Source organism: Mesorhizobium jarvisii (genome assembly GCF_003601985.1).
In the GTDB taxonomy this organism is placed as follows: domain Bacteria; phylum Pseudomonadota; class Alphaproteobacteria; order Rhizobiales; family Rhizobiaceae; genus Mesorhizobium; species Mesorhizobium jarvisii.
Genome location: NZ_QZXA01000003.1, coordinates 251,914 through 277,386, shown reverse-complemented (window position 1 = coordinate 277,386; position 25,473 = coordinate 251,914). Strand labels below are relative to the sequence as shown.

The 25,473-nt window shown below is 64.1% G+C and carries 24 protein-coding genes; 13 read left to right on the top strand and 11 right to left on the bottom strand.

Translation table 11 applies throughout. The features are described 5' to 3' along the window. Positions 1 to 79: 79 nt before the first annotated feature. Positions 80 to 4,870, bottom strand: a complete 4,791-nt coding sequence (locus D3242_RS08920; RefSeq protein WP_064981345.1) for an NAD-glutamate dehydrogenase — start codon at positions 4,868 to 4,870, stop codon at positions 80 to 82. Positions 4,871 to 5,006: 136 nt separating this feature from the next. Here D3242_RS08920 and D3242_RS08915 point away from each other — a divergent pair, with 136 nt between their 5' ends. After that, on the top strand, positions 5,007 to 5,570 hold the full coding sequence (locus D3242_RS08915) for a peroxidase-related enzyme (protein WP_064981347.1): 564 nt from the start codon (positions 5,007 to 5,009) through the stop codon (positions 5,568 to 5,570). 128 nt (positions 5,571 to 5,698) lie between these two features. After that, positions 5,699 to 6,025 (top strand): YciI family protein, encoded by a 327-nt coding sequence (locus tag D3242_RS08910; protein ID WP_027047514.1) that lies wholly within the window; start codon positions 5,699 to 5,701, stop codon positions 6,023 to 6,025. Positions 6,026 to 6,046: 21 nt separating this feature from the next. Here the strand turns inward: D3242_RS08910 and D3242_RS08905 are convergent, their stop codons facing one another. Then, complete coding sequence (locus D3242_RS08905; protein WP_027047515.1) at positions 6,047 to 6,661, bottom strand: LysE family translocator; 615 nt, start codon at positions 6,659 to 6,661, stop codon at positions 6,047 to 6,049. Positions 6,662 to 6,843: 182 nt separating this feature from the next. Between D3242_RS08905 and D3242_RS08900 the strand changes: the two genes are divergently transcribed. Together D3242_RS08900 and D3242_RS08895 are read left to right on the top strand one after the other, a co-directional pair. After that, positions 6,844 to 7,719 (top strand): alkaline phosphatase family protein, encoded by an 876-nt coding sequence (locus D3242_RS08900; protein ID WP_223217842.1) that lies wholly within the window; start codon positions 6,844 to 6,846, stop codon positions 7,717 to 7,719. Positions 7,720 to 7,979: 260 nt separating this feature from the next. Further along, on the top strand, positions 7,980 to 8,606 hold the full coding sequence (locus D3242_RS08895) for a DUF1062 domain-containing protein (protein ID WP_064981349.1): 627 nt from the start codon (positions 7,980 to 7,982) through the stop codon (positions 8,604 to 8,606). 61 nt (positions 8,607 to 8,667) lie between these two features. Here D3242_RS08895 and typA read toward each other — a convergent pair whose 3' ends face one another. Then, positions 8,668 to 10,497 (bottom strand): translational GTPase TypA, encoded by a 1,830-nt coding sequence (gene typA, locus D3242_RS08890; RefSeq protein ID WP_064981351.1) that lies wholly within the window; start codon positions 10,495 to 10,497, stop codon positions 8,668 to 8,670. A 197-nt stretch (positions 10,498 to 10,694) separates the two neighbouring features. Between typA and D3242_RS08885 the strand changes: the two genes are divergently transcribed. Further along, entirely contained in the window at positions 10,695 to 10,979 is a 285-nt protein-coding gene (locus D3242_RS08885; RefSeq protein ID WP_223217841.1) for a hypothetical protein, read from the top strand. Positions 10,980 to 11,088: 109 nt separating this feature from the next. Here D3242_RS08885 and D3242_RS08880 read toward each other — a convergent pair whose 3' ends face one another. Then, positions 11,089 to 12,372 (bottom strand): MFS transporter, encoded by a 1,284-nt coding sequence (locus tag D3242_RS08880; RefSeq protein ID WP_064981353.1) that lies wholly within the window; start codon positions 12,370 to 12,372, stop codon positions 11,089 to 11,091. Between the two features lie 75 nt (positions 12,373 to 12,447). Between D3242_RS08880 and D3242_RS08875 the strand changes: the two genes are divergently transcribed. Together D3242_RS08875 and D3242_RS08870 are read left to right on the top strand one after the other, a co-directional pair. Further along, positions 12,448 to 13,065: a TetR/AcrR family transcriptional regulator gene (locus tag D3242_RS08875; protein ID WP_064981738.1), complete on the top strand. Its 618-nt coding sequence runs from the start codon at positions 12,448 to 12,450 to the stop codon at positions 13,063 to 13,065. A gap of 43 nt (positions 13,066 to 13,108) precedes the next feature. Beyond that, on the top strand, positions 13,109 to 13,702 hold the full coding sequence (locus D3242_RS08870; protein WP_064981355.1) for a hypothetical protein: 594 nt from the start codon (positions 13,109 to 13,111) through the stop codon (positions 13,700 to 13,702). Between the two features lie 15 nt (positions 13,703 to 13,717). Here the strand turns inward: D3242_RS08870 and ppa are convergent, their stop codons facing one another. From ppa to D3242_RS08835, 6 genes are all read right to left on the bottom strand, one after another. Then, positions 13,718 to 14,251: an inorganic diphosphatase gene (gene ppa, locus D3242_RS08865; protein ID WP_038650389.1), complete on the bottom strand. Its 534-nt coding sequence runs from the start codon at positions 14,249 to 14,251 to the stop codon at positions 13,718 to 13,720. A gap of 192 nt (positions 14,252 to 14,443) precedes the next feature. Further along, complete coding sequence (locus D3242_RS08860; RefSeq protein ID WP_010912199.1) at positions 14,444 to 14,950, bottom strand: GNAT family N-acetyltransferase; 507 nt, start codon at positions 14,948 to 14,950, stop codon at positions 14,444 to 14,446. Between the two features lie 152 nt (positions 14,951 to 15,102). Beyond that, entirely contained in the window at positions 15,103 to 15,741 is a 639-nt protein-coding gene (locus D3242_RS08855) for a TPM domain-containing protein (RefSeq protein ID WP_064981357.1), read from the bottom strand. Between the two features lie 4 nt (positions 15,742 to 15,745). Next, positions 15,746 to 16,627, bottom strand: coding sequence for a TPM domain-containing protein (locus D3242_RS08850; protein WP_064981359.1), 882 nt, complete (start codon positions 16,625 to 16,627; stop codon positions 15,746 to 15,748). A 4-nt stretch (positions 16,628 to 16,631) separates the two neighbouring features. Beyond that, the gene (locus D3242_RS08845) at positions 16,632 to 17,477 is read right to left on the bottom strand and encodes a TPM domain-containing protein (RefSeq protein WP_064981360.1); all 846 of its coding nucleotides are present in this window, start codon (positions 17,475 to 17,477) and stop codon (positions 16,632 to 16,634) included. Positions 17,478 to 17,646: 169 nt separating this feature from the next. After that, a complete protein-coding gene (locus tag D3242_RS08835) occupies positions 17,647 to 18,285 on the bottom strand; it encodes a LemA family protein (RefSeq protein WP_019861892.1) in 639 nt (212 codons plus the stop codon). A 163-nt stretch (positions 18,286 to 18,448) separates the two neighbouring features. Between D3242_RS08835 and D3242_RS08830 the strand changes: the two genes are divergently transcribed. The 6 genes from D3242_RS08830 to D3242_RS08805 all read left to right on the top strand — a co-directional run bounded on the left by D3242_RS08830 (position 18,449) and on the right by D3242_RS08805 (position 23,817). Next, positions 18,449 to 18,700, top strand: coding sequence for a hypothetical protein (locus D3242_RS08830; protein ID WP_027047520.1), 252 nt, complete (start codon positions 18,449 to 18,451; stop codon positions 18,698 to 18,700). Between the two features lie 13 nt (positions 18,701 to 18,713). Beyond that, a complete protein-coding gene (gene pdxY / locus D3242_RS08825) occupies positions 18,714 to 19,598 on the top strand; it encodes a pyridoxal kinase PdxY (RefSeq protein ID WP_064981362.1) in 885 nt (294 codons plus the stop codon). Next, positions 19,595 to 20,449, top strand: a complete 855-nt coding sequence (locus D3242_RS08820) for a DUF429 domain-containing protein (RefSeq protein ID WP_064981363.1) — start codon at positions 19,595 to 19,597, stop codon at positions 20,447 to 20,449. Before pdxY ends, D3242_RS08820 begins: the two co-directional genes overlap by 4 nt. 147 nt (positions 20,450 to 20,596) lie before the next feature. After that, positions 20,597 to 21,241: a carbonic anhydrase gene (locus D3242_RS08815; RefSeq protein WP_010912207.1), complete on the top strand. Its 645-nt coding sequence runs from the start codon at positions 20,597 to 20,599 to the stop codon at positions 21,239 to 21,241. Further along, complete coding sequence (locus D3242_RS08810; RefSeq protein ID WP_064981365.1) at positions 21,238 to 21,672, top strand: hypothetical protein; 435 nt, start codon at positions 21,238 to 21,240, stop codon at positions 21,670 to 21,672. The genes D3242_RS08815 and D3242_RS08810 overlap by 4 nt, the downstream gene beginning before the upstream one ends. A 90-nt stretch (positions 21,673 to 21,762) precedes the next feature. Beyond that, entirely contained in the window at positions 21,763 to 23,817 is a 2,055-nt protein-coding gene (locus D3242_RS08805) for a M3 family metallopeptidase (protein ID WP_064981367.1), read from the top strand. 111 nt (positions 23,818 to 23,928) lie between these two features. Here the strand turns inward: D3242_RS08805 and D3242_RS08800 are convergent, their stop codons facing one another. Continuing rightward, on the bottom strand, positions 23,929 to 25,455 hold the full coding sequence (locus D3242_RS08800; RefSeq protein WP_064981369.1) for a M81 family metallopeptidase: 1,527 nt from the start codon (positions 25,453 to 25,455) through the stop codon (positions 23,929 to 23,931). Positions 25,456 to 25,473: the final 18 nt, after the last annotated feature.

Genomic DNA, 25,473 nt, shown 5'->3' with positions numbered 1-25,473 from the left:
GAAAAGCCAATTGCTTGGCTTTTCGAACAACGAACGGCGGCAGCCGGATGAGGGGCGGCGCCAACCTCCGCAAGAACCCTCACATCCCGGTCAGATCGCTCATCAGCCCAGACGCCACGGACAGCCGCGACACGGTGATCTCGCCGCCTTCGGTGAGCGCCTGCAGACGCTCGCGGATGCGCGCCACGCGCTCGCCGCCGGCTTCCAGCCAGGCCGCCACCGGATCCGCTGCCTTGGCATGGCCGGTGAGCGCCGCCACCGCAATGCCGCGACGCGCCGCGCCTATCGTGTCGGTGGCGCGCGATAGCGCCAACTGGTCGTAGTAGTCCGAAGGCGTGATCGAGCGCGCCGCGTCCTCGACACGCGGGATGCGGAAGGCATCGCTGACCGCGAAGAACGCTCGTGCCGCCGCGACGATGTCAGCACCGGCCGTGCGCGCCGTCAGCGCGATGTCGGGGATGAGTTCGGCCACCTCGCTCAGCGCCAGCTGCTCGGCCAGCTTTTCCGGCGCGCCAGCCTTGAACAGCCCGTGCCGCTTCTCCTCGATCCGCTCGCGCGAGAAAGCCGGCAGCAGCGAAACGAGCTTCGGCTCCAGCGCCTTGCGCGCGTCCTGCAGCTCGGCGATGCGCTGGCCGAGCGGCGCCGTGCCGGCATCGTTCTTCAGATACCAGCCGCTGGTCACGTAGATCAGCCGGCTGACCATCTGGTAGAGATCGAGCTGCACCTGGCCGTCGATCTGACTGTCGAGCGCATCGATCTCGCTATAGAGCGCCGGCAGCGCAAAGCCGTCTCGCACCACGGCGAAGGTGCGCACCACGTCGGCGGCGGTGCGCCCGGTGGCTTCCTGCAGCCGGTTCACGAAGGACGGGCCGCCGCGATTGACCAGGTCGTTGGCGACGACGCGGGCGATGATCTCGCGGCGCAGCCTGTGGCCGTGGATTTCGGCGGCGTATTTCTTCGCCATCCGGTCAGGGAAATAGCCCATCAGGTCACGATCGAAATGCGCATCGTCAGGCACATCGCTGGCGACGATGTCGGAAAACAGGACGATCTTGGCATAGGCGAGCAGCACGCCGAGTTCGGCCCTGGTCAGCGGCTCGCCGCGCGCCTCGCGCTCGGCAAGGGCAGCCGGCGACGGCAGCGTCTCCACGGCGCGGTCGAGCAGGCCGCGCGCTTCGAGCGCTGACATGAAGCGGGCCTGGTGCGCGATGTCGGCAAGGCCGCGCTTGCGGGCGATCGAAAGCGCCAGCGTCTGCTGGTAGTTGTTGGAGAGCACCAGCCCGCCGACCTCGCCGGTCATCTCGGCCAGCAGCTTGTTGCGGGCCGGGCGCGTCAGCGATCCCTTGCGCATGGCCGACGCCAGCGCGATCTTGATGTTGACCTCGACGTCGGAGCAGTTGACGCCGCCCGAATTGTCGATGGCGTCGGAATTGCAGCGACCGCCATTCATGCCGAACTCGATGCGGGCGCGCTGCGTGACGCCGAGATTGGCGCCCTCCCCGATCACCTTGGCGCGCACGTCGAGCGCGATGATGCGGATGGCGTCATTGGCGCGGTCGCCGACCTCGGCATTGCTTTCGGTGGAGGCCCTCAAGTAAGTGCCGATGCCGCCGAACCACAGGAGGTCGACCGGCGCCTTGAGGATGGCGGTCATGATCTCGGCCGGCGTGGCGGTGGTCTTGCTGAGGCCGATCGCCGCCGCGGCGGTCGCCGGCAAGGTGATCGACTTCTGGCTGCGCGAGACGATAACGCCGCCTTCCGACAGCTTGGTCTTGTCATAGTCCTGCCAGCTCGAACGCGGCAGCGCGAACATACGCTCGCGCTCGGCCATCGAGGCCGTCATGTCGGGATCGGGATCGATGAAGATGTCGCGATGATCGAAGGCGGCGATCAGCCTTGTCTGCGGCGACAACAGCATGCCATTGCCGAAAACGTCGCCCGACATGTCGCCGACGCCGACGACGGTGAAGGGCGAGGTCTGGATGTCGCGGTTGATCTCGCGGAAATGCCGCTTGACCGCTTCCCAGGCGCCCTTGGCGGTAATGCCCATCTTCTTGTGGTCATAGCCGGCCGAGCCGCCGCTGGCGAAGGCATCGTCGAGCCAGAAGCCATGTTTCTCGGAGATGGCGTTGGCGGTGTCGGAGAAGGTCGCCGTGCCCTTGTCGGCGGCGACGACGAAATAGGGATCGTCCTGGTCGCGGCGCACGACCCCGGCCGGAGGAATGACACCGTCCAGCCCGATATTGTCGGTGATCGACAAAAGGCTTGAGACGAAATTCTTGTAGGCCGAGGTACCGGCCTCGAAGATCGCGTCGCGGCTGCCGCCCACCGGCAGGCGCTTGGGGAAGAAGCCGCCCTTGGCGCCGACCGGCACGATGACGGCGTTCTTGACCTGCTGCGCCTTGACCAGGCCGAGCACTTCGGTGCGGTAGTCCTGGGCGCGGTCCGACCAGCGCAGGCCGCCACGCGCCACCGGGCCGAAGCGCAGATGCAGGCCTTCGACCTCGGAACCGTAGACGAAGATCTCGCGCCACGGTCGTGGCGCCGGAAGACCCTCGACCGCCTGCGACTCGAGCTTGATCGCCAGCGACTGGCCCTTCTGCTTCGTATCGGCAACGAAATGATTGGTGCGCAGCGAGGCTTCGATCAGATTGAGGTAGCGCCGGATGATGGTGTCGTCATCGATGTTGGGCACATCTTCCAGCGCGTCCTTGATCTTGGCCTTGAGGTGCTTTGCCGCCACCACGCCCTCGGTTACCGCCGTCGGGCCGAGCCGGGCAATGAACAGCGCGTGCAGGCCGCGCGCGATATCGGGATAGCGGTTGAGCGCCGCGGCGATGAAATCCTGGCTTTGCGGAATGCCTACCTGCTGCAGATAGCGGCCATAGGCGCGCAGAATGGTGATTTCACCGGACCACAGGCCGGCGGTCTGGGCCAGGCCATTATAGCCGTCATTGTCGACATCGCCACGCCACACCGACAGGAAGGCGTCCTCGAACAGCGCGCCGCCATCGGTAAGGTCGATCGGCTTGCCGTAGCTGTTCTCCAGTTCCATGTCGTGGATGAAGACCATGTCGGTCGCGTCGCCGCCGACCTCGAAGGTGCGCTCGCTGATGACGCGGAAGCCGATGTTTTCCAGCACCGGCACGCGCCGCGACAGCGCCACCGGGCTGCCATGGTGATAGATCTTCAGCGCCGCCTGGTGCGGCTTCTGCTCGGCATGGCGATAATAGTCGATGGCGATGGGATTATCGGCGCTAATCCTGGCGATGCGCCCGGCATCGGCCAGCGCCACCGCCGCGCTGAACGTGTCCCGGTAGCTTTCCGGCAGCCTTGCGGCGATGGCCTTCAACGCCTGATCGCCGCCACCCGCATCCGCCGCGTCGGAAAGGGCATCCTCCCATGTCCGCACGATGTCGCGGATCGCCGCCTCGATCGTCGCCTGCTCGACCTTCGGCGTCTTGCCGCCGGAGCGGCCGATGATGAAATGCACGCGCGCCAGCCCGCCTTCGGGGAAGGCCGGGTAATAGGCCGACAGCCGGCCTTCGAACACGTTTTTCAGATAGGCGCCGATCTTCTCGCGCACGACGCTGTCGTAACGGTCGCGCGGCACGAAGACGAGGATCGAGACGAAGCGGTCGAACTGGTCGGCGCGCACCAGCGCCCGCACGCGCGGCCGCTCTATCAGGCCGAGAATGGCCGCGGCATGCTTGCGCAGGATCGGCACCGGCACCTGGAACAGTTCGTCGCGCGGATAGCTTTCCAGCACGTTGATGAGCGCCTTGCCGGAGTGGTCGTGCCGGTCGAAGCCGGACTTGGCGATGATGGTTTCGGCCTTGGACCTGAGATAAGGGATCTTCATCACCGAGCGCGTGTAGGCGGTCGAGGTGAACAGGCCGACGATACGCAGTTCGCCGGCAAGCGTGCCCTTCGGGGTATAGGTCTTGACGCCGATGTAGTCGAGATAGATGCGCCGGTGCACGGAAGACTTGGCATTGGCCTTGGTGACGATCAGCGGCTCCGGCCCATGCAGGAAGGCGCGAATCTCAGGGGTCGTCGTCACCGCTTCGGTGCCGCGCCTGAGCACCAGCACATCGGGATCGGACAAAATGCCGAGGCCGGGCTTGTCGGCCCGCTCGAGATTGCCGCTTTCCTCGCCGCCGGAGTATTTGAACTCGCGCATGCCGAGGAAGGTGAAATTGTCGTCGCGCAGCCATTCCAGGAAGGCGATCGCCTCGGCGACGCTGTTCTTGTCGAGCGGTACCGCCGAATAGCGGAATTCCGAGATCGCCTGGTCGAGACGGGCGAGCATCGGCTTCCAGTCCTTGACGGCGGCATGGACCTGGCCAAGCATCTTGCGCAGCCGCTCGGTCAGGGCGTTTGCCGCTTCCACCGTCAGCCGCGGTATGTGGACATGGATGACGCTCAGCCGGTCGTGGCTGCCATCGTCCTTGGCGAAATTGCCGTCGCCGAGGATTTCCTCGACACCGCGTTTGCCATGGCGAACGGTGATGACCGGGTGGGTGACCAGGGTCGGCTCGCCGGATGTCTCGGTGATCTCGCCGAGGATGGAATCGAACAGGAACGGCATGTTGTCGTTGACGACGGTGATGACCGTGACCGGGCGGCCTTCGCGGACGACGCCCGAATCGGTCTCGACGGCAACCACGCACGCGCCCTTCTTGTGGCCGGCGACCGCTTGGCCCGCGAGGTCGGCGGCGCGTTCGAGATCGGCCGCCTCATAGGCGGCGATGTCTTCCGCCGGTGCCCGGGCGAGCAGGTAATCGGCAAGCCTGGCTGGCCTTTCCTCGGTCTTTGTCGCCGATGTGGCTTTTTTCTTCGGCTTCGCTGCGGATTTCACGCTGGCCATGACGCTATTCCCTCCCGTCGAATGCTTTTACGACTATCGTAGCAGATGACCGCTGTTTGGCGACAAAGGTTTGACGGCTTGCCATGAATTATCGGAATTCGATCACAAGATAGCGCCCGACGAGGAGAAGTGACCCATGACCGGCAAAATTTCAGCACTGGATCTGGCCTCGGGAGAGCTGAGCGAGCCGACAAAGGCCTATTTCGCCAAATGCCAGGAGAAGCTCGGCCTGGTTCCCAACGTGCTCAAGGCCTATGCCTTCGACGACAAGAAACTGCGCGCCTTCACCGACATGTACAACGACCTGATGCTGGGCGAGTCCGGCCTGTCGAAGCTGGAGCGCGAGATGATCGCCGTTGCCGTGTCCTCCATCAATCATTGCTACTACTGCCTGACCGCGCATGGCGCCGCGGTGCGACAGCTGTCGGGCGACCCGGCGCTCGGCGAGATGATGGTGATGAATTTCCGTGCCGCCGCGCTTTCCCCCAGGCAGACAGCGATGCTCGAATTCGCCGTCAAGCTGACCGAGGAGCCGGCCAAGATCGTCGAGGCCGACCGGGCAGCGCTGCGAAAGGCCGGCTTCAGCGACCGCGACATCTGGGACATAGCCTCGACCGCGGCCTTCTTCAATATGTCGAACCGGGTGGCGGCGGCAATCGACATGCGGCCGAACGACGAGTACCACGCCATGGCGCGTTGAGGCGGACCCTAGCCGCGCCTTATACTAGCCACCCCTCATTTCCGTTGCGTGTTTGCCGGTTTGGTCGGATGATCGGCAGGCGGCATGACCGCATGCCGGTTCAATGCCGCTCATCAAGGGAGGAGAACATGGCGAAGTTTCTCTACGTCTATCACGGCTCCGGCAAGATGCCGACGAGCGAAGCCGAGCGAAAGGCGATGACCGACGCCTGGACAGGCTGGTTTGGAAAGCTTGGCTCGGCCGTTGTCGATCCAGGCAATCCAGTCGGCATGTCGAAGACCGTCCTGCCTGGCGGCAAGATAGAAAACAACGGCGGTAGCAACCCGACCGGCGGCTACTCGATCATCGAGGCCAAAGACATCGACGATGCCGCCGAAAAGGCCAAAGGCTGCCCGATGCTGGCCATGCCGAACTGCAACGTCGAGATCGCACCGATCATCAATATGATGGCCTGACGCCTCGCCTCAGGATCATGCTCAAGAGCGCGCCGCGATGGCAGCGGCAGCGCCAGCCATCGTCGTGGCGCTGACGCGGTTGGCGATCTTCATGGCGCGCTTGCTTCTGAGGAGCTTGCGCGCCTGCGAGGCGGCAAGCACCCAGGCGAGATCGATGGCGATCAGCACCACCGCCATGGTCACCGTCAGCTCGACCCAGCCGACGATGCTGACCGAAGCGAGGTCGATGATGGTCGGCAGCAGCGCCAGGTAGAACATCATGATCTTGGGGTTGCCGAGCGTCACGGCCATGCCGGCGAAGAACAGCTTCACGGCTGAATCCTCGCGCGGCATCTCGCCTTCTTTCGCGTCGACGGGCGCCGTCCACATCTTCCAGGCGAGGTAAGCGAGATAGGCGACGCCTGCCCATTTCACGACAACAAAGGCAAAGTGAAAGGTCTGCGCCACGACGGCAAGTCCGAACACCGCCAGCGACAGCCAGATGCCCTCGCCGATCCACATGGCGAGAAGGAACGGGAACACGTCGCGAAAGCCCTTCGCGATGACGCGTGCGACCAGTGCCGCGATCGACGGACCGGGCGAGCCGGCGGCAACGAACAAGGCGGCGGCGAAGATCAGGAGCGAGGTGAGATGCATGGCACTGCCTTCCAAGCGGTTGAAGGGCAGACGATATCCGATCGACATCGCCGCTTGCAACGTCGGTGGCTTGCAGTCAGGTTGATCTTGCCGAGCAGGCGGGAGGAGGAGTTCTCGTGGCTGTGCAAAGTTGGCGCGCTGTCCTTCGACGGTTCTCCATGCCGGCTGTCCTGGTAGCCGTCATGACGCTGACCGGAGCGCCGCAGGCTGTAGCATCGTCAAGGAAGCCGCCGAAATATGATCACGTCGTTGTCGTGATCATGGAAAACCACACCTTTGAGCAGATTTCTCTGGCGGGGCGAGATGCTCCCTATTTGAACAGGCTGGTAAAAGGCGGCGCTCTGTTCGATCGATCCTACGGGGTTGCTCACCCCAGCCAACCCAATTACTTCGCCCTGTTCAGCGGCTTGACACAAGGCGTCCATGACGATGGCATGCATAGCTTTGCAGCACCGAACCTGGCCGCTCGTCTTCGAGCTCACGGCAAGACGTTCGCGGGCTACGTCGAAGCCAGATCGCCGCGAAAACACAATCCTTGGGAATCGTTTGCGGATTCAAAGGGATTTGAGAAGCCTTTGGCCCAGTTCCCTCGCGACTATGCGAAGCTACCATCCGTTAGCTTCGTAATCCCCAATCTCGAAAATGACATGCATGATGGCACAATAGAGGCGGCGGATGCCTGGTTAAAAACTTACCTTGGGGGCTACGGGGCTTGGTCGAAGAAAAATAACAGCCTTTTTATCGTGACATTCGATGAAGACGACTACCATACAGAGAATCATATATTTACTTTATTCTACGGATTTCGAGTTGAACCAGGGCGATACTCCGAAAGGATCGATCACTATTCGGTCTTGCGAACCATTGAAGACATAGAAAGCGTACCTCCCCTGGGCACCAGCGCCATCAGATCGGTGATCGCCAGTGCATGGAACCGACGGCAGTTTCCCGCCGGACGTCTCCGAATGCCCCGAATAAAGTCGGAAGCCATCATTCGTTGGCCTGCCTTGCCGTCCTCGTTGGCTACGGCTAGAAGACCTGCCACGAAACAATTTTGAGCTTCACTTTGCCTCAGTAACCGCCGGTCTCGTCAACTCCCCCAACACACTCGCGTGGCGCCGCATCCGCGGTGCCTGTCTTATATTCATGTGTTCTTCTGGGCGGCGGTTCGAGACCGGTTTGGCACTGCTGAACCGCTGTCGCGCGCTTTCCGCCGGCGACACCTGACCATCCCCACAGCCTACCGCCACGCCGCGCCCGCATGGGCATCTCGATCGTGCCGACCTGATGAACTTCCCGACGGGAAGGGCTTACCGGCATGTCCGGCACTTTACGCATCCACTGGACGATCGCGCCCCAAATCGCACCTCAACCGCTGATCAACTGCAATCGCTGCGGCGGCATGAAGGCCTATCGCTGCAGCGGAAAATTCCGCGTCAACGCCAACGGCAAGCGCATCGACGTGTGGCTGATCTACCGCTGCGTCGACTGCGACAATTCCTGGAATTTAGGCATTTTCGAACGCTGCAACCGCCGCGACATCGAACCGGCCCTGCTGCAGGCGTTCGAAAGCAATGACCCGGGACTGGCGCGGCGCCATGCCTTCGACATGGTCGCCTTGCGCAACCAGGTCGGGCGCGTCGAGGAGTTTCCCGATGTCGCCGTGCATAAACGGTTGCTAGGCGGCGCCAGGGACCGCGCGGCGGCGCTGGAACTCCGGCTTGGGCTGGAAATGCCGACATCGCTGCGGCTTGATCGTCTGCTCGCCAGCGAACTTGGCATCTCGCGCTCGCGGCTTCTGGCGCTGGAGGAACGACGCCTGCTGATCGTCGATCCGGACGGCGCCAAAGCCCTACGCAAGCCGGCCCGCCAGGGGATGACGATCCGGATCGACCTGGCCGGCGAGCCGGACCACGAAGCGATCATCTCCGCAGCCGGCGGGTAAAACGAGAAAGGGGCGGAGCACCTGGTGCCCCGCCCCTCTCGGAAATCGTCGGAAGAAGAAATTACGCCGCGCCGACCGCCTTGGACGACTTCTCGAAACGCTTGCGCTCGTTCGGGTCGAGATAGAGTTTGCGCAGCCGGATGGTCTTCGGCGTCACTTCGACCAGTTCGTCGTCCTGGATCCAGGCCAGCGCGCGTTCCAGCGTCATGCGGATCGGCGGGGTGAGCTTGACCGCCTCGTCCTTGCCGGCGGCGCGGATGTTGGTCAGCTTCTTGCCCTTCAGCACGTTCACTTCAAGGTCGTTGTCGCGGGAGTGGATGCCGATGATCATGCCCTGATAGACCTTGACGCCCGGATCGATGACCATCGGGCCGCGGTCTTCCAGGTTCCACATGGCGTAGGCGACCGATTCACCCTGCTCGTTGGAGATCAGCACGCCGTTGGTGCGGCCGGGCAGTTCGCCCTTGTAGGGCTCGTAGGCATGGAACAGCCGGTTCATCACGGCGGTGCCGCGCGTGTCGGTCAGAAGCTCCGACTGGTAGCCGATCAGGCCGCGCGTCGGCGCGTGGAAGACGATGCGCTGGCGGTTGCCGCCGGAGGGGCGCAGTTCGACCATCTCGGCCTTGCGCTCCGACATCTTCTGCACGACCACGCCGGCATGCTCTTCGTCGACGTCGATGACGACTTCCTCGACCGGCTCCAGCAATTCGCCGCTCTCGCCCTTCTGCATGACCACGCGCGGGCGCGACACGGCGATTTCAAAGCCTTCGCGGCGCATCGTCTCGATCAGCACGGCGAGCTGCAATTCGCCACGACCGGAGACGAAGAACGAATCCTTGTCGGGCGATTCCTCGATCTTCAGCGCGACATTGCCTTCGGCCTCGCGCAGCAGGCGGTCGCGGATGACGCGGCTGGTCACCTTGTCGCCTTCGGTACCGGCGAGCGGGCTGTCATTGACCAGGAAGGACATGGTCACGGTCGGCGGATCGATCGGCTGCGCATGCAGCGCCTCGGTCACCGCTAGGTCGCAGAACGTGTCGGCGACGGTACCCTTGGACAGGCCGGCGATGGCGACGATATCGCCCGCCTGGGCTTCCTCGATCGGCTGGCGCTCGAGGCCGCGGAAAGCCAGGATCTTCGAGATGCGGCCGGTTTCGATCTGGGTGCCGTCATGGTGCAGCACCTTGACCGCCTGGTTGGCCTTCAGCGTGCCGGATTCGATACGGCCGGTAATGATGCGGCCGAGGAAGGGGTTGGCTTCCAGGATGGTGCCGATCATCCGGAACGGACCGGGATGGACGGTCGGTGCCGGCACATGCTTGATGATGAGATCGAACAGCGGCCCAAGCTGCTGGTCCTTCGGGCCTTCCGGATTTTCCGAAACCCAGCCATCGCGGCCAGAACCGTAGAGAATCGGGAAGTCGAGCTGCTCGTCGGTGGCGTCGAGCGCGGCGAACAGGTCGAACACCTCGTTGACCACCTCGACATGGCGGGCGTCCGGGCGGTCGATCTTGTTGATGACGACGATCGGCTTCAGGCCGACCTTGAGCGCCTTGCCGACGACGAACTTGGTCTGCGGCATCGGGCCCTCGGCGGCGTCGACCAGCACGATGGCCGAATCCACCATCGACAGGATGCGCTCGACCTCGCCGCCGAAATCAGCGTGGCCGGGTGTGTCGACGATGTTGATGCGGGTGTCCTTCCAGTCGACCGAGGTCGCCTTGGCCAGGATGGTGATGCCGCGCTCCTTTTCCAGGTCGTTGGAATCCATGGCGCGCTCGGCGACGCGCTGATTGTCGCGGAAGGAGCCGGACTGCTTCAAAAGCTGGTCGACAAGGGTGGTCTTTCCATGGTCGACGTGCGCGATGATCGCGATATTACGGAGTTTCATGTTCTGGGTCTCGGAAGCGTTGCAGGCAGCAGGCCAAAGGCGCTGCCTCTTTCGGTTGCGCGGCTCATACAGGGTTTTTCGCAGTTGCGAAAGGGGAAGCGCGACACCAAATACTCATCAAATCTTAAGCATCTGCGTGTGAGATGATTTTGTTAACCAAGGCGGGAACCTTTCAGGGCCCGGGCAGTTCGACCGTCATGACCGATAAACTCAACAGATTTTGGCCGCTCATCGCTTCGGTGGCCTTTGCCTTGCTGCTGGCGGCCAACGCCGCGCAGTCGGCTGCCGCGACCCAGAAAGGCGCGCGCGCCGTTGCGCAGTCAGACACCCAGACCGCCGAACAGGCCTTTGCCGATGCGCCTGATGGCGTTGACCCGATGGTGACGGGACCGGTCAGCACCGCCTTCAAACAGAGGCAAGTCAGCGCCAACTGCGACAGCGCGGTGTGGCCGAACATTCCGATGGTCTGCTACCCGGATTGACCGCCCATAATTGCCGTCCCTGACAGCGGCAACCATTGACACGCCCTGGAACAGTCATGCGATCTGACGGCCGTCAGATCGCCTTGACTGAATTTAGCCTTATCCCGCCTTAGGCGGCTTGCGGTTCCGGGTCGAACGCCGGCCGGCTGGTGTTGATCAGCAGCGAGATACAGGCCGCCGCGATGGCCGTCATGCCGGCGATGAGGAAAGCGAGCTCGTAATTGCCCTGCAGCTCGCGCATCGTGCCGCCGAAGGCGGCCGCAGTGGCCGCACCCACCTGATGGCCGGCGACGATCCAGCCGAACACGATCGGGCCGCTGCGGTCGCCGAACGCTTCATTGGCAAGCCGCAGTGTCGGCGGCACGGTGGCGATCCAGTCGAGGCCGTAGAGCACGGCGAAGATGATCAGGCTGGTCGCCGAGAAGCCGGAATAGGGCAGATAGATCAGCGACAGACCGCGGATGGCATAGTAGACGCCGAGCAGCTTGCGCGGGTCGAAACGGTCGGTGAGCCAGCCCGACAGCGTTGTGCCGATCAGGTCGAAAATGCCCATCATCGACAAAAGGCCGGCGGCCTGCACCTCGCCGATGCCCATGTCACCGCAGAAGGCGATGAGATGCGTGCCGACCAGCCCGTTGGTGGTGAAGCCGCAGACGAAGAAGGTGGCGAACAGGTACCAGAACACCCGCGTGCCGGCGGCGCGGCGCAGCGTATTGAGCGTATGCGCCAGGAAATTGCCTTGCGATGCCGCTGGCACCGGCGGCACGTCGTCGGCCTCGGCGCCATAGCGCACCATGCCGATCGAAGCCGGACGCTCCGGCACCAGCAGCCAAACCAGCGGCAGCAGGCAGGCCGTGGCGACCGCGACGGCGATGGCGACCGGCTTCCAGCCGCCCGATTGCGCCAGCGAGGCGAGCAGCGGCAGGAACACCAGCAGGCCGGTGGCGCTGGAGGCCGACATCAATCCCATGACCAGGCCGCGATTGGTCTTGAACCACCGGTTGACGATGGTGGCGCCAAGCACGCTGGCAACAGCGCCGGAGCCGATGCCCGAGAAGACGCCCCAAGTGATGAAGAGATGCCAGGGCTTGGTCATCAGCAGGCTGAGAGCGGTCGAGCCCGACATCACCAGCAGCGATGCGATCAGCGTGCGCCGCAGCCCGATCCGCTCCATCAACGCGGCGGCGAACGGGCCCGTCAGACCATAGAGCAGGATGCCGACGCCTGCGGCCAGCGAGATGACATCGCGCCGCCAGCCGAAGCTGTTTTCCAGCGGCAGCATCATGACGGCGGGCGCCGAGCGCAACCCGGCGGCGATCAGCAGGCAAAGGAAGATCACACCGACCACCACGAAGGCGTAGCGCTGGCCAAACGGACGGGATTGAGCTATCATGTTACTGACCGGTACGTTGCAACGATGGGAGCTCGTATACGTACCGATCGGTAACGTTGTCAATCGAGTTCCATGATGCCAGGCGACAAAAATATTGAACTGTCCATCAGCGACGATCATGCATCGGCGCCGCCGAAGGCGGCCAAGAAGATCCTCGACGTGGCGTATGACCTTTTCTACCGGCGCGGCATCAGGGCAATCGGCGTCGACGAGATCGTCAAACGCGCCGGCGTCACCAAACCCAGCCTCTACCGGAGTTTCCCGTCGAAGGACGAGCTGGCGGCGTCCTATCTGCGTCAGTATGACCACGAATTCTGGGAGCGTTTCGACGAGGCGGTCGACGCCCATCCCGGCGACCCGCGCGCGCAGATCGGCGCCTTCCTGACCCGCGTCGGCAAGCGCACGCAAAAGCCCGACTACCGCGGTTGCGGCATGACCAACGCGGCCGTGGAATATCCCGAGCGCGGCCATCCGGCGCGTGTCGTTAGCGAGGCCAACAAGCAGGAGCTGCGCCGCCGCTTGCGCGCCATGGCCGCCGCGATGGGCGCGCAGGACCCCGACACTCTGGGTGACGGGCTGCTGCTTTTGATCGAAGGCGCCTATATCAGCGGCCAGCTGTTCGGTCTCGGCGGTCCCGCCCAGTCGGTGGCGACGAACGCCGATCTGCTGATCGAAGCGAGCTTGAAGAAATAGCGTTTGGCGATACGTTGCTCCGGCCTAACTGGAGATTGTCGTCATGCGTGCCATTCTGATCCCGCTTGCGCTTGCCGGCCTGTGTCAGGTGGCTCGTGCCGGCGACATATCCAGCACCTATACCGACCTCGATTCGAAGAAGGATTGCGTGACCTATGCGCAGGCCGCAGAAGGCGATGGCGACTGGGCCGATCTCGCCTGTTCGGGCTATCGCGGCTATCCCGTGCTCATCGCCTATGACGACGCCCGTGAATCGCTGTTCTACGGTTTTCCGCCCGGCGGCGACATGACGTCCGTCTGGGAGAGTTTTTCAGGCTTCAATTCGTCCGCGGCCAAAGTTGAATGGCGCATCGAAACCAATGGCGACAAGGCCGTGCCCTTCGCGGTCATCCACCGCCGCACGATCAGCAATGCCGAGGATCAGAACAAATCGACAGACGTGCTGCTTGTCGCCAAGGTCGGCCAGATGGATGCGCGGGAAAGCTGCACGGTCGGCCTTGTGCTGGCCACCGGCAACCCGCAAGCCAACGACCAGGCGCGAAAACTCGCCGACGAGAAGGCGCGAACCTTCGCCTGCGGCAAGGACCGGCACACCGTCATCGGCAATGTGCCGGCTTTCGGCCGGGTGGATAACTGACCGTTCGGACTCGGACTACTTGCTCTTCTTCGCCCGTTCGATCGCGTCGACGATCATCTTCTTGGCATATTTGGAATCGTGCCAGCCTTCGATCTTGACCCATTTGCCGGGCTCGAGATCCTTGTAGTGCTCGAAGAAGTGCTGCACCTGCTGCAGGGTGATGTCGGGCAGCTGCGTATACTCGGTAACGTTCTCGTAGCGCAGCGTCAGTTTGGGTGACGGCACGGCAATGACCTTCTCGTCCTGGCCGGCATTGTCTTCCATGATCAAGACGCCGATTGGCCGCACATTGATGACGCAGCCCGGCACCAGCGCGCGCGTGTTGCAGACCAGCACGTCGATCGGATCGCCGTCGCCCGACAGCGTGTGCGGCACGAAGCCGTAATTGCCGGGATAGCGCATCGAGGTGTGCAGGAAGCGGTCGACGAACAGCGTGCCGGCCTCCTTGTCCATCTCATACTTGATCGGTTCGCCGCCGATCGGCACTTCGATGATGACGTTGACGTCTTCGGGCGGATTCTTTCCGGTGGCTATGGCTTCAATGCGCATGGATTTGTCCCTCTCTCGGTCGGGAGGAGATAGCGGGCGGCGCCCAATGGCGCAATGCGGCGAATGGTGCTGGTGAACGTCAGGCGGGACGCGATGGCGTCACATGCGTTCAATCATCGCCACAAGATGTTTCAGCGTCGTGATTTCACGGGGATATGCACCACGTACGGCCTTGCTTTGCGCGATCGGCGGTCATTCCCAGACGAAGGCGACCTTCTTCAGCGCTTTCTGCTCGAAGATCTCGACGCCCTCGGCGACATCGCGGCCGCCGGCGCCGGCATAGAAGGCCAGCGCGTTCTGGTTGTCTTCCAGCGCCCACACCACCATGCCCTTCAGGCCATGGTCGGCAAGACGCGCCCTGGCCGCCGAAAACAGCCGCCGGCCAAGACCGATGCCCTGATATTCCGGGCGCAGGTACAATTCGTAGATCTCGCCCTGCTGCTTGAGTTCCCGGGCGCGGTTTTTGCCGATCGTCGCATAGCCGGCGATGGTGCCGCCGATTTCGACGACCAGAACGGTGGCGGCGCGGCGAATCGCATTGGCCCACCAGTCGGCGCCGCGGCGGTTGATCATCGACGTCAGCGTGCGGTGTGGAATGATGCCGGAATAGGCGCCGCGCCATGCTTCCAGATGCACTTCGGCAATGGCGCCTGCATCGCGCGGGTCGGCTTTCCGGATGTCGATCGTCAGCGTATTCATGATTTGTTAACCATAAACCCGCATCGGCCGATTGCAAGAGTCCGGGTGACCCGCCGGCCGCTTTCTCACAGCCGATCCTGACATCGCTGACATTGCGCAAAGCCTGTCCGCAAACAGGCCGGATCGGTAAAGTGGTGTCTACCAGCAGGCTCTCAAATTTCGACCAGATGGTCGTCCAGCTCGTTGGTATCGCCAGACGTGACCGGGAAATGCTCGGCCAGCACCGACCCCACCTGCTCGATCGCCTTGACGAAGCCGTCGGCAAGCCGGTCGTCGCCGGCATGCGCCGTCAGGTCGCGCACCACGCCGTCCCAGACATCCTGGCCGACCTTGGCGTCGATGCCCGAATCGGCGACCACCTCGGCATAGCGTTCGGCGATCGAGACGAAGACCAGCACGCCGGTGCGCGCCGCGGTGCGATGGACGTTGCGGGCGAGGAACTGCTTGATCGCATTGGCGTGCGCCGCCTGATAGCGCAGCCGCCTTGGCACCATATGGATGCGCAGCCCGGGAACAGCCCACAACAGGGCAAACACGCAGGCCAGCGCCAGCAATTGCGCGACGACGAAATGCGGCAGGCGGATGGTGAGCCACCATGCCTCCAGCCCATAGGCGACGGCGAGGCTGACGATCAGCATGCCGAGCGTCGCCATCATGGCGGCCGGAGCGAAATAGCCGTCGCTGGCATGGGCGACGACGCAGTAGATCTCGCCGTCGGTTTTGGTTTCCGCGGCGCGGATTGCATCGGCGATGCGCTCATGATCCTGCGGGCTGATCGGTCGTGTTGCCATTGTCTCACCAGCTTCCTGAAGAACCGCCACCACCGGACGAGCCGCCGCCCCCCGAGAACCCGCCGCCGCTGCTCGACCCGGACGACCAGCCGCTGGAGCTTCCCGACGACCAGCCGCCGCCCGACGAACCCGTCGTCCAGCCGCTGGAGCCGGACGATCCGCTTGGCCCCCGGCCGTAACGAAACGTCATGCCCAGCCATCTATACACGCCCGGCGACAGCTTGGTGCCGAACATCGGCGGCAGGAACGCCATCGCCAGGCCGCCGAAGAACATCGTCGCCCACAGGATCAGGAACACCGCGACGATCGGATCGATGGGGGTGCTGCTGTCGGCTGGATTGCGCTTGCCGCGCGCTTCCAGTTCCTCGGGATGACCTTCGAGCACCATGACCATGTCGTCGACGGCCTTGGAGATGCCGCCTGGGAAATCGCCGGCGCGGAACGCCGGCACCATGTCGTTCTCGATGATCAGCTTGGTGTGCAGGTCGGTCAGCGTGCCTTCCAGCCCATAGCCGACCTCGATGCGCATCTTGTGGTCGTTCTTGGCGACCAGCAGAAGCACGCCGTTGTTCTCGCCGGCCTGGCCGAGTTTCCAGAAGCGGAACAGCCGGTTGGCATAGGGCTCGATCTCCTCGCCGTCGAGGCTGGGAATCGTCGCCACGACGAGCTGGTCGGAGCCCTTGGTCTCGAAGTCGGCGAGTTTTTGTGTCAGCGCCGCCTTGGTGCCGGCATCGATGATACCGGCATTGTCGACGACGCGGCCGGTGAGCGCTGGCAATTCGGCGGCAAAACCCGCGAAACAGGACAACAGCAGCGCCAGAACAGCCAGGACAACGTGGATCGTCGGGTTGAAATAGCCGGGCCTCGGCAGGCGGCGTGTCGTCATGCCGTCACCAGCTTCCCGAGGAGCCGCCGCCGCCGGACGAACCGCCGCCGCCGGAAAAGCCACCGCCGCCCGAAGACCAGCCGCCGCCGGAACTGCCGGAGGACCAGCCGCCGCTTGAGGAGCGCCGGCCGGGCTCGAACGTCATGCCGAGCCAGCGATAGCGGCCGGGTCCAAGCTTCTTGCCGAAGATCGGCGGCAGGATGGAGGCGGCGATGCTGCCGAAGAAGATGATCGCCCAGATGCTGATGAAAATGGCGAAGAACAGGTCGTCTGAATTGAACGGCGCCTGCTGGTTGCGCTTGCCGCGCGCTTCCAACTCCTCCGGATTGCCTTCCAGCACCATGACCATGTCGTCGACGGCCTTGGAGATGCCGCCGGAAAAATCGCCGGCGCGGAACGCCGGCACCATGTCGTTTTCGATGATCAGCTTGGTGTGCAGGTCGGTCAGCGTGCCTTCCAACCCATAGCCAACCTCGATACGCATCTTGTGGTCGTTCTTGGCGACCAGCAGAAGCACGCCGTTGTTCTCCTTGGCCTGGCCGAGCTTCCAGAAGCGGAACAGCCGGTTGGCGTAAGGCTCGATCTCCTCGCCGCCGAGGCTGGGGATGGTGGCGACGACGATCTGGTCGGAGCCCTTGGTCTCGAAGTCGGCGAGTTTTTGTGTCAGCGCCGCCTTGGTGCCGGCATCGATGATGCCGGCATTGTCGACGACGCGGCCGGTAAGCGCCGGGAGATCGGCGGCGAGGGCAGTTAGGGGGAGGAAGAAGACAAGGAGGAAAAGCGGGCCAAGAAAATTGAGGGCGGCGTTCCTTCGCCCCCCCCTCTGGCTTGCCGGCCATCTCCCCCGCAAGGGGGGAGATTGGCAGCTTTGCCGTCGGCCCAAACCTTCAAACGCCGAAAATTGGCGAAAGCCGAAACGCCAGCTGATCTCCCCCCTTGCGGGGGAGATGTCCGGCAGGACAGAGGGGGGTGTGACGGAACTCAAGGTCAACAAGGACCAGACCCGCTAATTTGATCGTTCACCCGCCCTGCTTCGTGCCGAAATCGACCTTCGGCGGCTGCATCTTGTCTTCGTCGACGGTGAAGTTGGCGAAGGGCTCGTTGCCGCGGAACCAGAAGGTAGCCCACAGCACCGACGGGAAGGTCTTGAGCGTCAGATTATAGTCCCTGACCGCCTGGATGTAGTCGCGCCGCGACACCGCGATGCGGTTCTCGGTGCCCTCGAGCTGCGCCTGCAGCGCCAGAAAATTCTGGTTGGCCTTAAGGTCGGGATAGGCCTCCGACACCGCGATCAGCCGCGACAGCGCGCTGGTCAGCCCGGCCTGGGCATCCTGGAACTTCTTGAGGGCTTCAGGATCCTTCAGCGTTTCCGGCGTCACCGTGATCTGCGTGGCCTTGGCGCGCGCCTCGACCACCGCGTCCAGCGTGTCCTTTTCATGCGAGGCATAGCCTTTGACCGTCTCGACCAGATTGGGGATGAGGTCGGCGCGGCGCTGATACTGGTTCAGCACCTCGCTCCAGGCCGCCTTGGCGTTTTCCTCCGCCGTCGGGATCGTGTTGTAGCCGCAGCCGGCAAGCAGCGGCAGGACGATTGCCATCATCAGGAAGGCGGGCAGCGTGCGGAATGGCGATGGGCGAGCAAGGCGCTGGGCAAGCATGATGGGGTCCCTCGATAGAAGTTGCATGCGAAGCATTACCACAATCGGCGCGCAAGAAAACGGCCTCGGCCTCTGGACCAGCGACGGCATCCATCGCCTTGCCGCAAGGCCCTGTGATTGGCCGCGCGAACGCGATAAGGTCCGGTCAAAACGGGACATCATCATGGCGCAACGCCACGACAGCGACAGGGAATCGCGCCGCATCCTCGAGCGCGTCGCGCAGGAGACCGATCCGGCGGGCGCCTCCTTCGTGGCGCGGACGACGAAAGGCGTGCGCGACCATGTCGCCGCCGCCGACGCCGACCGCACCGACCCGATCGAGGTCTGGGGCACGCGCATTGGCAGGATACTCGGCCTGCTTCTGGCGCTGGGCCTGATGGTCTGGCTCGTGCTTTTCCTCACCCGGGGCAGCTAGGAATCAAAAGACAATGAGCGCCGAAAAACCCGACGCGCCGCGTGCGGTCATCGTCATTTCCAGCCATGTCGCCCGTGGTTCGGTCGGCAACCGCGCTGCCGTCTTTGCGCTCGAAACACTTGGCTTTCCAGTCTGGGCGGTTCCGACGATCATCCTGCCCTGGCATCCCGGTCATGGGCGCGCGACGCGCATCGTGCCGCCGCTCGACCAGTTCAAGGCGCTCATGGCCGACCTCGAGCGCGCGCCATGGCTGGGCGAGGTCGGCGCGGTTCTGTCGGGCTATCTCGGCGAGGCCGGCCAGGCCGAGGCCGTCGCCTCGCTGGTCGCCGCGGTCAAGGCCAGGACGCCTGATGCCGTCTATATCTGCGATCCGGTGATGGGCGATTCCGGCGGGCTCTACGTGCCTGAGCCCACCGCCGCCGCCATGCGAGACCGGCTGATGCCGATCGCCGACATCGCCACGCCCAACCGCTATGAGTTGGAATGGATGGCCGGCGCGCCGCTGCCAGACCTCAAATCGGTGATCGCGGCAGCACTCCACGCCGGGCCGTCGACAATGCTGGTCACCTCGGCACAATCGATGATGATTGGCGGCACCGGCAATCTGCTTCTCGACGGCACCCAGGCGCTGCTGGCCGAACATCGCCTGATCGACAAGCCGCCGAACGGCCTGGGCGATCTGACGGCGGCCATCTACCTCGCCCGCATCCTTTCCGGCCAACCACCGATCAAGGCGCTGCAATCGACCACCGCGGCGGTCTACGAGATCCTGGCGCGCACGGCAAAACGCGGCGGCGACGAGCTGCAGCTCGAAACCGATGCGCAGAGCCTGTCGCACCCGATGGCCATGGTGCAGCTGCGCCATCTCACGCATCCGGGGCGGGATCGCCGGGCGTGACTTCGGCCGGGGCCGTACTCGTCGGCGCCGACGGTTGCAAGGCCGGCTGGATCGCCGTGCGGCGCCAACTCGGTTCGATACGTCGTAACCCCGGTTCGACACCTCGTAACCCCGGTTCGACACCTCGTAACCCCGGTTCGACACCTCGTAACCCTGGTTCAGCGCCATCGGTTGAAATCTTCGCCAGTTTCGCGGCGCTGCTCGCGGCAACTCCCGACAATGCGGTTGTCGCCGTCGACATGCCGATCGGCCTGCCCGAATTCTCCAGCAAAGGCGGCCGCGGACCGGAAGCGCTGGTCAGGCCGCTGCTCGGCGCGCGCCAGTCCAGCGTGTTTTCGATCCCGTCCCGCGCCGCGCTCTATGCCGACACCAGCGATTTCACCACAATCGAAGCCTGGTATGCCGCGCATCGCAGGGCAAGCGCGGTGGCAAGGGCCACATCCGACCCGCCGCGCGGCGTTTCGATCCAGGCCTTCGGCATCTTTTCGAAGATCCGCGAGATCGACGCCCTGCTGATCGCGCGGCCCGATCTGCGCGGCCGCGTCTTCGAATCGCATCCCGAAGTCGCTTTCTGCCGCCTGAATGGCGACCAGGCCATGCAGCTGCCCAAGAAGATCAAGGGCAGCGTCAATCCGGCCGGCATGGCGGAGCGCAAGGCGCTGCTGTGCCGGCATGGCTATGCCATGGACTTCCTCGACCAGCCGCCGCCGCGTGGCGCGGCCGCCGATGATTTCCTCGATGCGGCGGTCATGATGCTGATCGCCGGCCGCATCGCCAGCGGCAGCGCGAAGCCATTTCCCAACCCGCCACTCGCTGACGGTTTTGGCATACCGGTCGCCATCTGGGCATGACAATGTCGGCGGACGTCCCGCTTATACGCATGGCGTTTATGGCCAGACCCCACAATTCTGCATTGCTCGTGACAGGCTTTTACCGCTAGAGCCTTTCTCGACCGCAACGAGCTGCCGCCTCCAACCCCGGAAAGGCCTTAGCCGCCCATGCCTCATCTTCCCGATCACCTCCTCGCCGGCTATCGCAATTTCATGAATGGCCGCTATCTCACCGAGAGCGGCCGCTATCGCGAGCTCGCCCGCGAGGGGCAGGCCCCGGAAACGATGATCGTCGCCTGCTGCGACTCGCGCGCGGCCCCCGAAGCGATCTTCGACGCGGGGCCGGGCGAACTCTTCGTGCTGCGCAATGTCGGCAATCTGGTGCCGCCCTACGAGCCGGACGGCGAGTTCCATTCGACCTCGGCGGCGCTCGAATTCGCGGTGCAGAGCCTCAAGGTCAAGAACATCGTCGTCATGGGCCATGGCCGCTGCGGCGGCATCCGCGCCGCGCTCGACCCCAATGCCGCGCCGCTGTCCCCCGGCGATTTCATCGGCAAATGGATGAGCCTGATCGCGCCCGCCGCCGAAACGGTCTCTTCCAGCACCTTCATGACGGCGGCCGAGCGCCAGACGGCGCTCGAGCGCATCTCCATCCGCTATTCCATCGCCAACCTCCGGACCTTTCCCTGTGTCTCGATCCTCGAGGGCAAGGGGCGGCTGTCGCTGCACGGGGCCTGGTTCGACATTTCGACCGGTGAGCTCTGGGTGATGAACAAGGAGACTGGCGATTTCGAGCGGCCGGTGCTGGAATGAACGGTAAGGCGCGCCCGGTGAGGAACGTCCGGCCGGTCGTCTTCGCCGCCGCCGCATTGCTGATAGCGATCGTTGCCGCGCGCGCCGATGACGGCGCCATCATCAGCCGCTGGTATTCTGCGCTGCTGGTCGCCGACCGCACCGAACTCGCCGACCTGCTTGCCGACGACGTCCGCATCAAGCTCGAAGACCTCGGCGTCGTCCAGAGCAAGCAGGAATTCATCGCCGCGCTCGACGAATGGAAAGGCGCGGTTGCGGGCGCCGCGATCCGCCACCGCATCGAGAAGAGCGAGGACGGCGTCACCACGGTGATCGCCTGCTACGACTTCCCCGACAATGACATGCTGATGCAGGAAACCTTCGCGGTGACCGACAACCGCATCACCGCCAGCTCGCAGGCGGCCATCGCCGAAAACTGTGAAGCCTATTGAGGCGGGTCGGCCAACTGCCATATTGCGGGCACGCGGACCGCGTCCTACATCGGTGACACCCTCCTCCTTGACGCCAGCGAAGGACCCTTCATGCCCTCCACGAAAACCGTCGACCTCGCCGCCCATCCGCTGACCGCGTGGCAGGGGCCGCTCGGCCTGCCCGATTTTGCCCATATCGGTGACGGCGATTTTTCCCCGGTCTTCGACGCGGCGTTGAAGGCGCATGAGGCGGAGATCGATGCGATGGCCGGCAACAAGGACGCGCCGACCATCGAGAACACGCTTGCCGCGCTGGAACTTGGCGGCGAGGCACTCGATCATGTCTCGTCGATCTTCTGGTGCCGCGCCGGCGCCTACACCAACGAGACCATCCAGGCGCTGGAGCGCGACATCTCGCCGAAGATGTCCAGGCATTTTTCGGCGATCTCGATGAACGAGAAGCTGTTTGCCCGCATCGACGACCTCTACCAGCGCCGCGAGCACCTCGGCCTCGACGCCGAGACCCTGCGGGTGCTGGAGAAGACCTGGAAGGGTTTCGTCCGCTCCGGCGCCAAGCTCGATGCCGAAGGCAAGAAGCGGCTTGCCAGGATCAATGAGGAGCTGTCTTCGCTCGGTACGGCTTTCGGCCAGAACGTGCTGGCCGATGAGCGCGACTGGGCGCTGTTCCTCGACGAGGCCGACCTTGCCGGCCTGCCGGATTTCCTGAAAAGCTCGATGGCAGAGGCGGCCGAGATGCGCGGCCAGAAGGGGCGCTACGCCGTCACTTTGTCGCGCTCGATCTACGAGCCGTTCACGACCTTCTCCGAACGCCGCGACCTGCGCGAGATCGCCTTCAAAGCCTTCACCATGCGCGGCCAGAATGCCGGCGCCAGCGACAACACCGAAGTGGTGCGCGACATGCTGAAACTGCGCGCCGAAAAGGCCAGGCTGCTCGGCTACGCCTCCTTCGCTGCGCTGAAGCTCGACGACACCATGGCCAAGACGCCGAAGGCGGTGCACGACCTGCTCGATCCGGTCTGGGAAAAGGCGCTGGAAAAGGCCGCCGCCGACCAGAAGGAACTGGAGCGCCTGGCGGCGCAAGCCGGCAGCAACGAGAAATTCGCCGCCTGGGACTGGCGCTTCTACCAGGAGAAGCTGCGCGCGGAAAAATTCGCCTTCGATGAGGCGGAGCTGAAACCCTATCTGCAGCTCGACCGGGTGATCGACGCCTGCTTCGACGTCGCGACCAAACTGTTCGGCATCACCTTCGAGGAGAAAAAGGGCATCGTCGCCTGGCACCCCGACGCACGCGTCTTCGTGGTGAAAAACGCCGATGGCAGCGAGCGCGCACTGTTCCTCGCCGATTATTTCGCGCGGCCCTCGAAGCGTTCCGGCGCCTGGATGAGCGCACTGAAGTCCGGCTATAGCCTCGGCCACGGCTCGAAGCCGGTGATCTACAACATCATGAACTTCGCCAAGCCGCCGGCAGGCGAGCCGGCCCTGCTGTCGGTCGACGAGGCGAAGACGCTGTTCCACGAATTCGGCCACGCGCTGCACGGCATGCTGACCGACGTCACCTGGCCGTCAGTTGCGGGCACTTCGGTCAGCCGCGATTTCGTCGAACTGCCTTCGCAGCTCTACGAGCATTGGCTGACGGTGCCGGCGGTGCTTGAAAAGCACGCCCTGCACGTCAAGACCGGCAAGCCGATGCCGAAGGCGCTGCTCGACAAGATGCTGGCCACACGAACCTTCGGCGCCGGCTTCGCCACGGTGGAATTCACGTCTTCCGCCTTGATGGACATGGCCTATCACGCTCGGCCCGATCCTCCGGCCGAGCCGCTTCGTTTCGAAGCCGAAACGTTGGAAAAACTCGACATGCCCGACACTATCGCGATGCGCCACCGCACCCCGCATTTCGGCCATGTCTTCTCGGGCGACGGCTATTCGGCCGGCTACTATTCCTACATGTGGTCGGAAGTGCTGGACGCCGATGCCTTCGCCGCCTTCGAGGAAACCGGCGATCCCTTCAACCCGGCACTGGCCGAAAGGCTGCGCAAGAACATCTACGCCGCCGGCGGCTCGAAGGATCCGGAAGAGCTGTACACGGCGTTTCGCGGCAAGATGCCTTCGCCGGAAGCGATGATGGTGAAGCGCGGGCTGGTGTAGCGCCGGCTTTTTCCTTCTCCCCCTGTGGGAGAAGGTGGATCGGCGCGCAGCGCCGAGACGGATGAGGGGTGTTCCAGGGAACGCTAACGCCTCACTCCGCTGGAGTACCCCTCATCCGTCGCCTTCGGCGACACCTTCTCCCACAAAGGGAGAAGGGGGAGCCTCATCCCTCCACGGATCGGCCACCCTAGGCCACACCGGCCGCCTCAGCTTCTTGTAATCCGTCACCGCCGGATTGCTGGGATACGAACTCGGCGCCGTGACGTAGATGATCTCCGCGGCGATCGGCTCGAAGCCGGCGTAGAAATGATTGGTCGACTTGATCAGCAGCATATCCTTGGCCAGCGGATCGACGCCGATATTGGAGAAAATGTCCGGCTCGAAAGTTTGCGTGCGGTTGGTGTTGAGGATGATGTCGACCTCGGTGCCTTCGATGCGCACCAGCGCGGTCGGCCCGAGCGTCACCCGGCTCGGCCCGAAACTCTGCCAGCCCTCGGCAACGGCCTTCAGCACCTTGACGCGGGCGTCGATCGGCTCACCCGCCTGCGGCCCGGCCTTGCCGCCGAAACGCAGGTCGATGACCGCGCCCTCGCCGGCCGCCAGGCAGAAGGTCACCGCGATCGGGTCCCAGATCGTCGCCACGCCGAATTTGTCGAGGCCGCGCGCCAGCATCTGGCGCAGCACGAAGGTGCCGTCGCCGGGAACGCCGCCGCCGGGATTGTCCCAGATGTCGGCGATGACCACCGGCTTGCCGGGGTTCTCTGCACGCACCGCCAGCGCCCGGTCGATACCGTCGGCGGTATCGAGCATCGTCATCGCCGTCTTTTCGCGCAGTTCGTAGAGCTCGCGTCCCAGCCTCTCCGCCAGCGCGTCGCCCCTGGCCTTGTCATTGTCCGTGACGACAAGGATGCGCGTGCCCATTTCCGGCACGTCGGCTGCCATGAAGCCGTGGATGACGGAAACCGACAGCACGCCGTCCTTGCCGTGCAACGCCTTGATGCGGTCGACGAAGGAGCGCATCGGTTCGCGGCTGGTCGGCAGCACCTGGATCATCCGGCAGTCGAACGTCGAAATGACCGGCTTGATCTCGCCGCGCGCGGCCGCCAGCCCAAGCTCGACAACATGTTCGCCGCGCTCGTAGAAATCGGTGTGCGGGAATTCGAGGAAATAGGCCATGATATCGGACGCCGCCACGCGCTTGGGCGTCAGATGGCTGTGCGGATCGAATTCCGAGGCGATCACCACGTCAGGCCCGACAATCGCCCGCACACGCTCCAGCAGATCGCCTTCGCAATCGTCATAGCCTTGCGCCACCATGGCGCCGTGCAGCCCGAGAATGACCGCATCGACCGGCAGTGCCGCCTTCAACTGGTCGAGGATCTCGTCGCGCAGCGCCTCGAAGGTCTGCCGCTGCACCAGGCCGCCGGGCTCGGCCCAGGTCGCGGTGCCTTCGATCACGGTCAGCCCTTCCTTGGCCGCACGCCGGCGCAAGGCGACGATCGGCGACGAGCACAGCGTCGGTGTCTCCGGATGCTTGCCCGGTCCGGCATAGAAGGCCATCTCGAACGAGGCCCGGTCCGTCGGCACCGGCGAAAAGGTGTTGGTTTCCGTCGCCAGCGAGGCGGTGAAGATGCGCATGAAAACTCCACGATATCC

What these genes read in the sequence shown, in the direction of transcription:
- D3242_RS08920 (WP_064981345.1), bottom strand. Translation starts at nt 4,870, where the DNA reads ATGGCCAGCGTGAAATCCGCAGCGAAGCCGAAGAAAAAAGCCACATCG.
- D3242_RS08915 (WP_064981347.1), top strand. Translation starts at nt 5,007, where the DNA reads ATGACCGGCAAAATTTCAGCACTGGATCTGGCCTCGGGAGAGCTGAGC.
- D3242_RS08910 (WP_027047514.1), top strand. Translation starts at nt 5,699, where the DNA reads ATGGCGAAGTTTCTCTACGTCTATCACGGCTCCGGCAAGATGCCGACG.
- D3242_RS08905 (WP_027047515.1), bottom strand. Translation starts at nt 6,661, where the DNA reads ATGCATCTCACCTCGCTCCTGATCTTCGCCGCCGCCTTGTTCGTTGCC.
- D3242_RS08900 (WP_223217842.1), top strand. Translation starts at nt 6,844, where the DNA reads ATGACGCTGACCGGAGCGCCGCAGGCTGTAGCATCGTCAAGGAAGCCG.
- D3242_RS08895 (WP_064981349.1), top strand. Translation starts at nt 7,980, where the DNA reads ATGTCCGGCACTTTACGCATCCACTGGACGATCGCGCCCCAAATCGCA.
- typA (WP_064981351.1), bottom strand. Translation starts at nt 10,497, where the DNA reads ATGAAACTCCGTAATATCGCGATCATCGCGCACGTCGACCATGGAAAG.
- D3242_RS08885 (WP_223217841.1), top strand. Translation starts at nt 10,695, where the DNA reads ATGACCGATAAACTCAACAGATTTTGGCCGCTCATCGCTTCGGTGGCC.
- D3242_RS08880 (WP_064981353.1), bottom strand. Translation starts at nt 12,372, where the DNA reads ATGATAGCTCAATCCCGTCCGTTTGGCCAGCGCTACGCCTTCGTGGTG.
- D3242_RS08875 (WP_064981738.1), top strand. Translation starts at nt 12,448, where the DNA reads ATGCCAGGCGACAAAAATATTGAACTGTCCATCAGCGACGATCATGCA.
- D3242_RS08870 (WP_064981355.1), top strand. Translation starts at nt 13,109, where the DNA reads ATGCGTGCCATTCTGATCCCGCTTGCGCTTGCCGGCCTGTGTCAGGTG.
- ppa (WP_038650389.1), bottom strand. Translation starts at nt 14,251, where the DNA reads ATGCGCATTGAAGCCATAGCCACCGGAAAGAATCCGCCCGAAGACGTC.
- D3242_RS08860 (WP_010912199.1), bottom strand. Translation starts at nt 14,950, where the DNA reads ATGAATACGCTGACGATCGACATCCGGAAAGCCGACCCGCGCGATGCA.
- D3242_RS08855 (WP_064981357.1), bottom strand. Translation starts at nt 15,741, where the DNA reads ATGGCAACACGACCGATCAGCCCGCAGGATCATGAGCGCATCGCCGAT.
- D3242_RS08850 (WP_064981359.1), bottom strand. Translation starts at nt 16,627, where the DNA reads ATGACGACACGCCGCCTGCCGAGGCCCGGCTATTTCAACCCGACGATC.
- D3242_RS08835 (WP_019861892.1), bottom strand. Translation starts at nt 18,285, where the DNA reads ATGCTTGCCCAGCGCCTTGCTCGCCCATCGCCATTCCGCACGCTGCCC.
- D3242_RS08830 (WP_027047520.1), top strand. Translation starts at nt 18,449, where the DNA reads ATGGCGCAACGCCACGACAGCGACAGGGAATCGCGCCGCATCCTCGAG.
- pdxY (WP_064981362.1), top strand. Translation starts at nt 18,714, where the DNA reads ATGAGCGCCGAAAAACCCGACGCGCCGCGTGCGGTCATCGTCATTTCC.
- D3242_RS08815 (WP_010912207.1), top strand. Translation starts at nt 20,597, where the DNA reads ATGCCTCATCTTCCCGATCACCTCCTCGCCGGCTATCGCAATTTCATG.
- D3242_RS08810 (WP_064981365.1), top strand. Translation starts at nt 21,238, where the DNA reads ATGAACGGTAAGGCGCGCCCGGTGAGGAACGTCCGGCCGGTCGTCTTC.
- D3242_RS08805 (WP_064981367.1), top strand. Translation starts at nt 21,763, where the DNA reads ATGCCCTCCACGAAAACCGTCGACCTCGCCGCCCATCCGCTGACCGCG.
- D3242_RS08800 (WP_064981369.1), bottom strand. Translation starts at nt 25,455, where the DNA reads ATGCGCATCTTCACCGCCTCGCTGGCGACGGAAACCAACACCTTTTCG.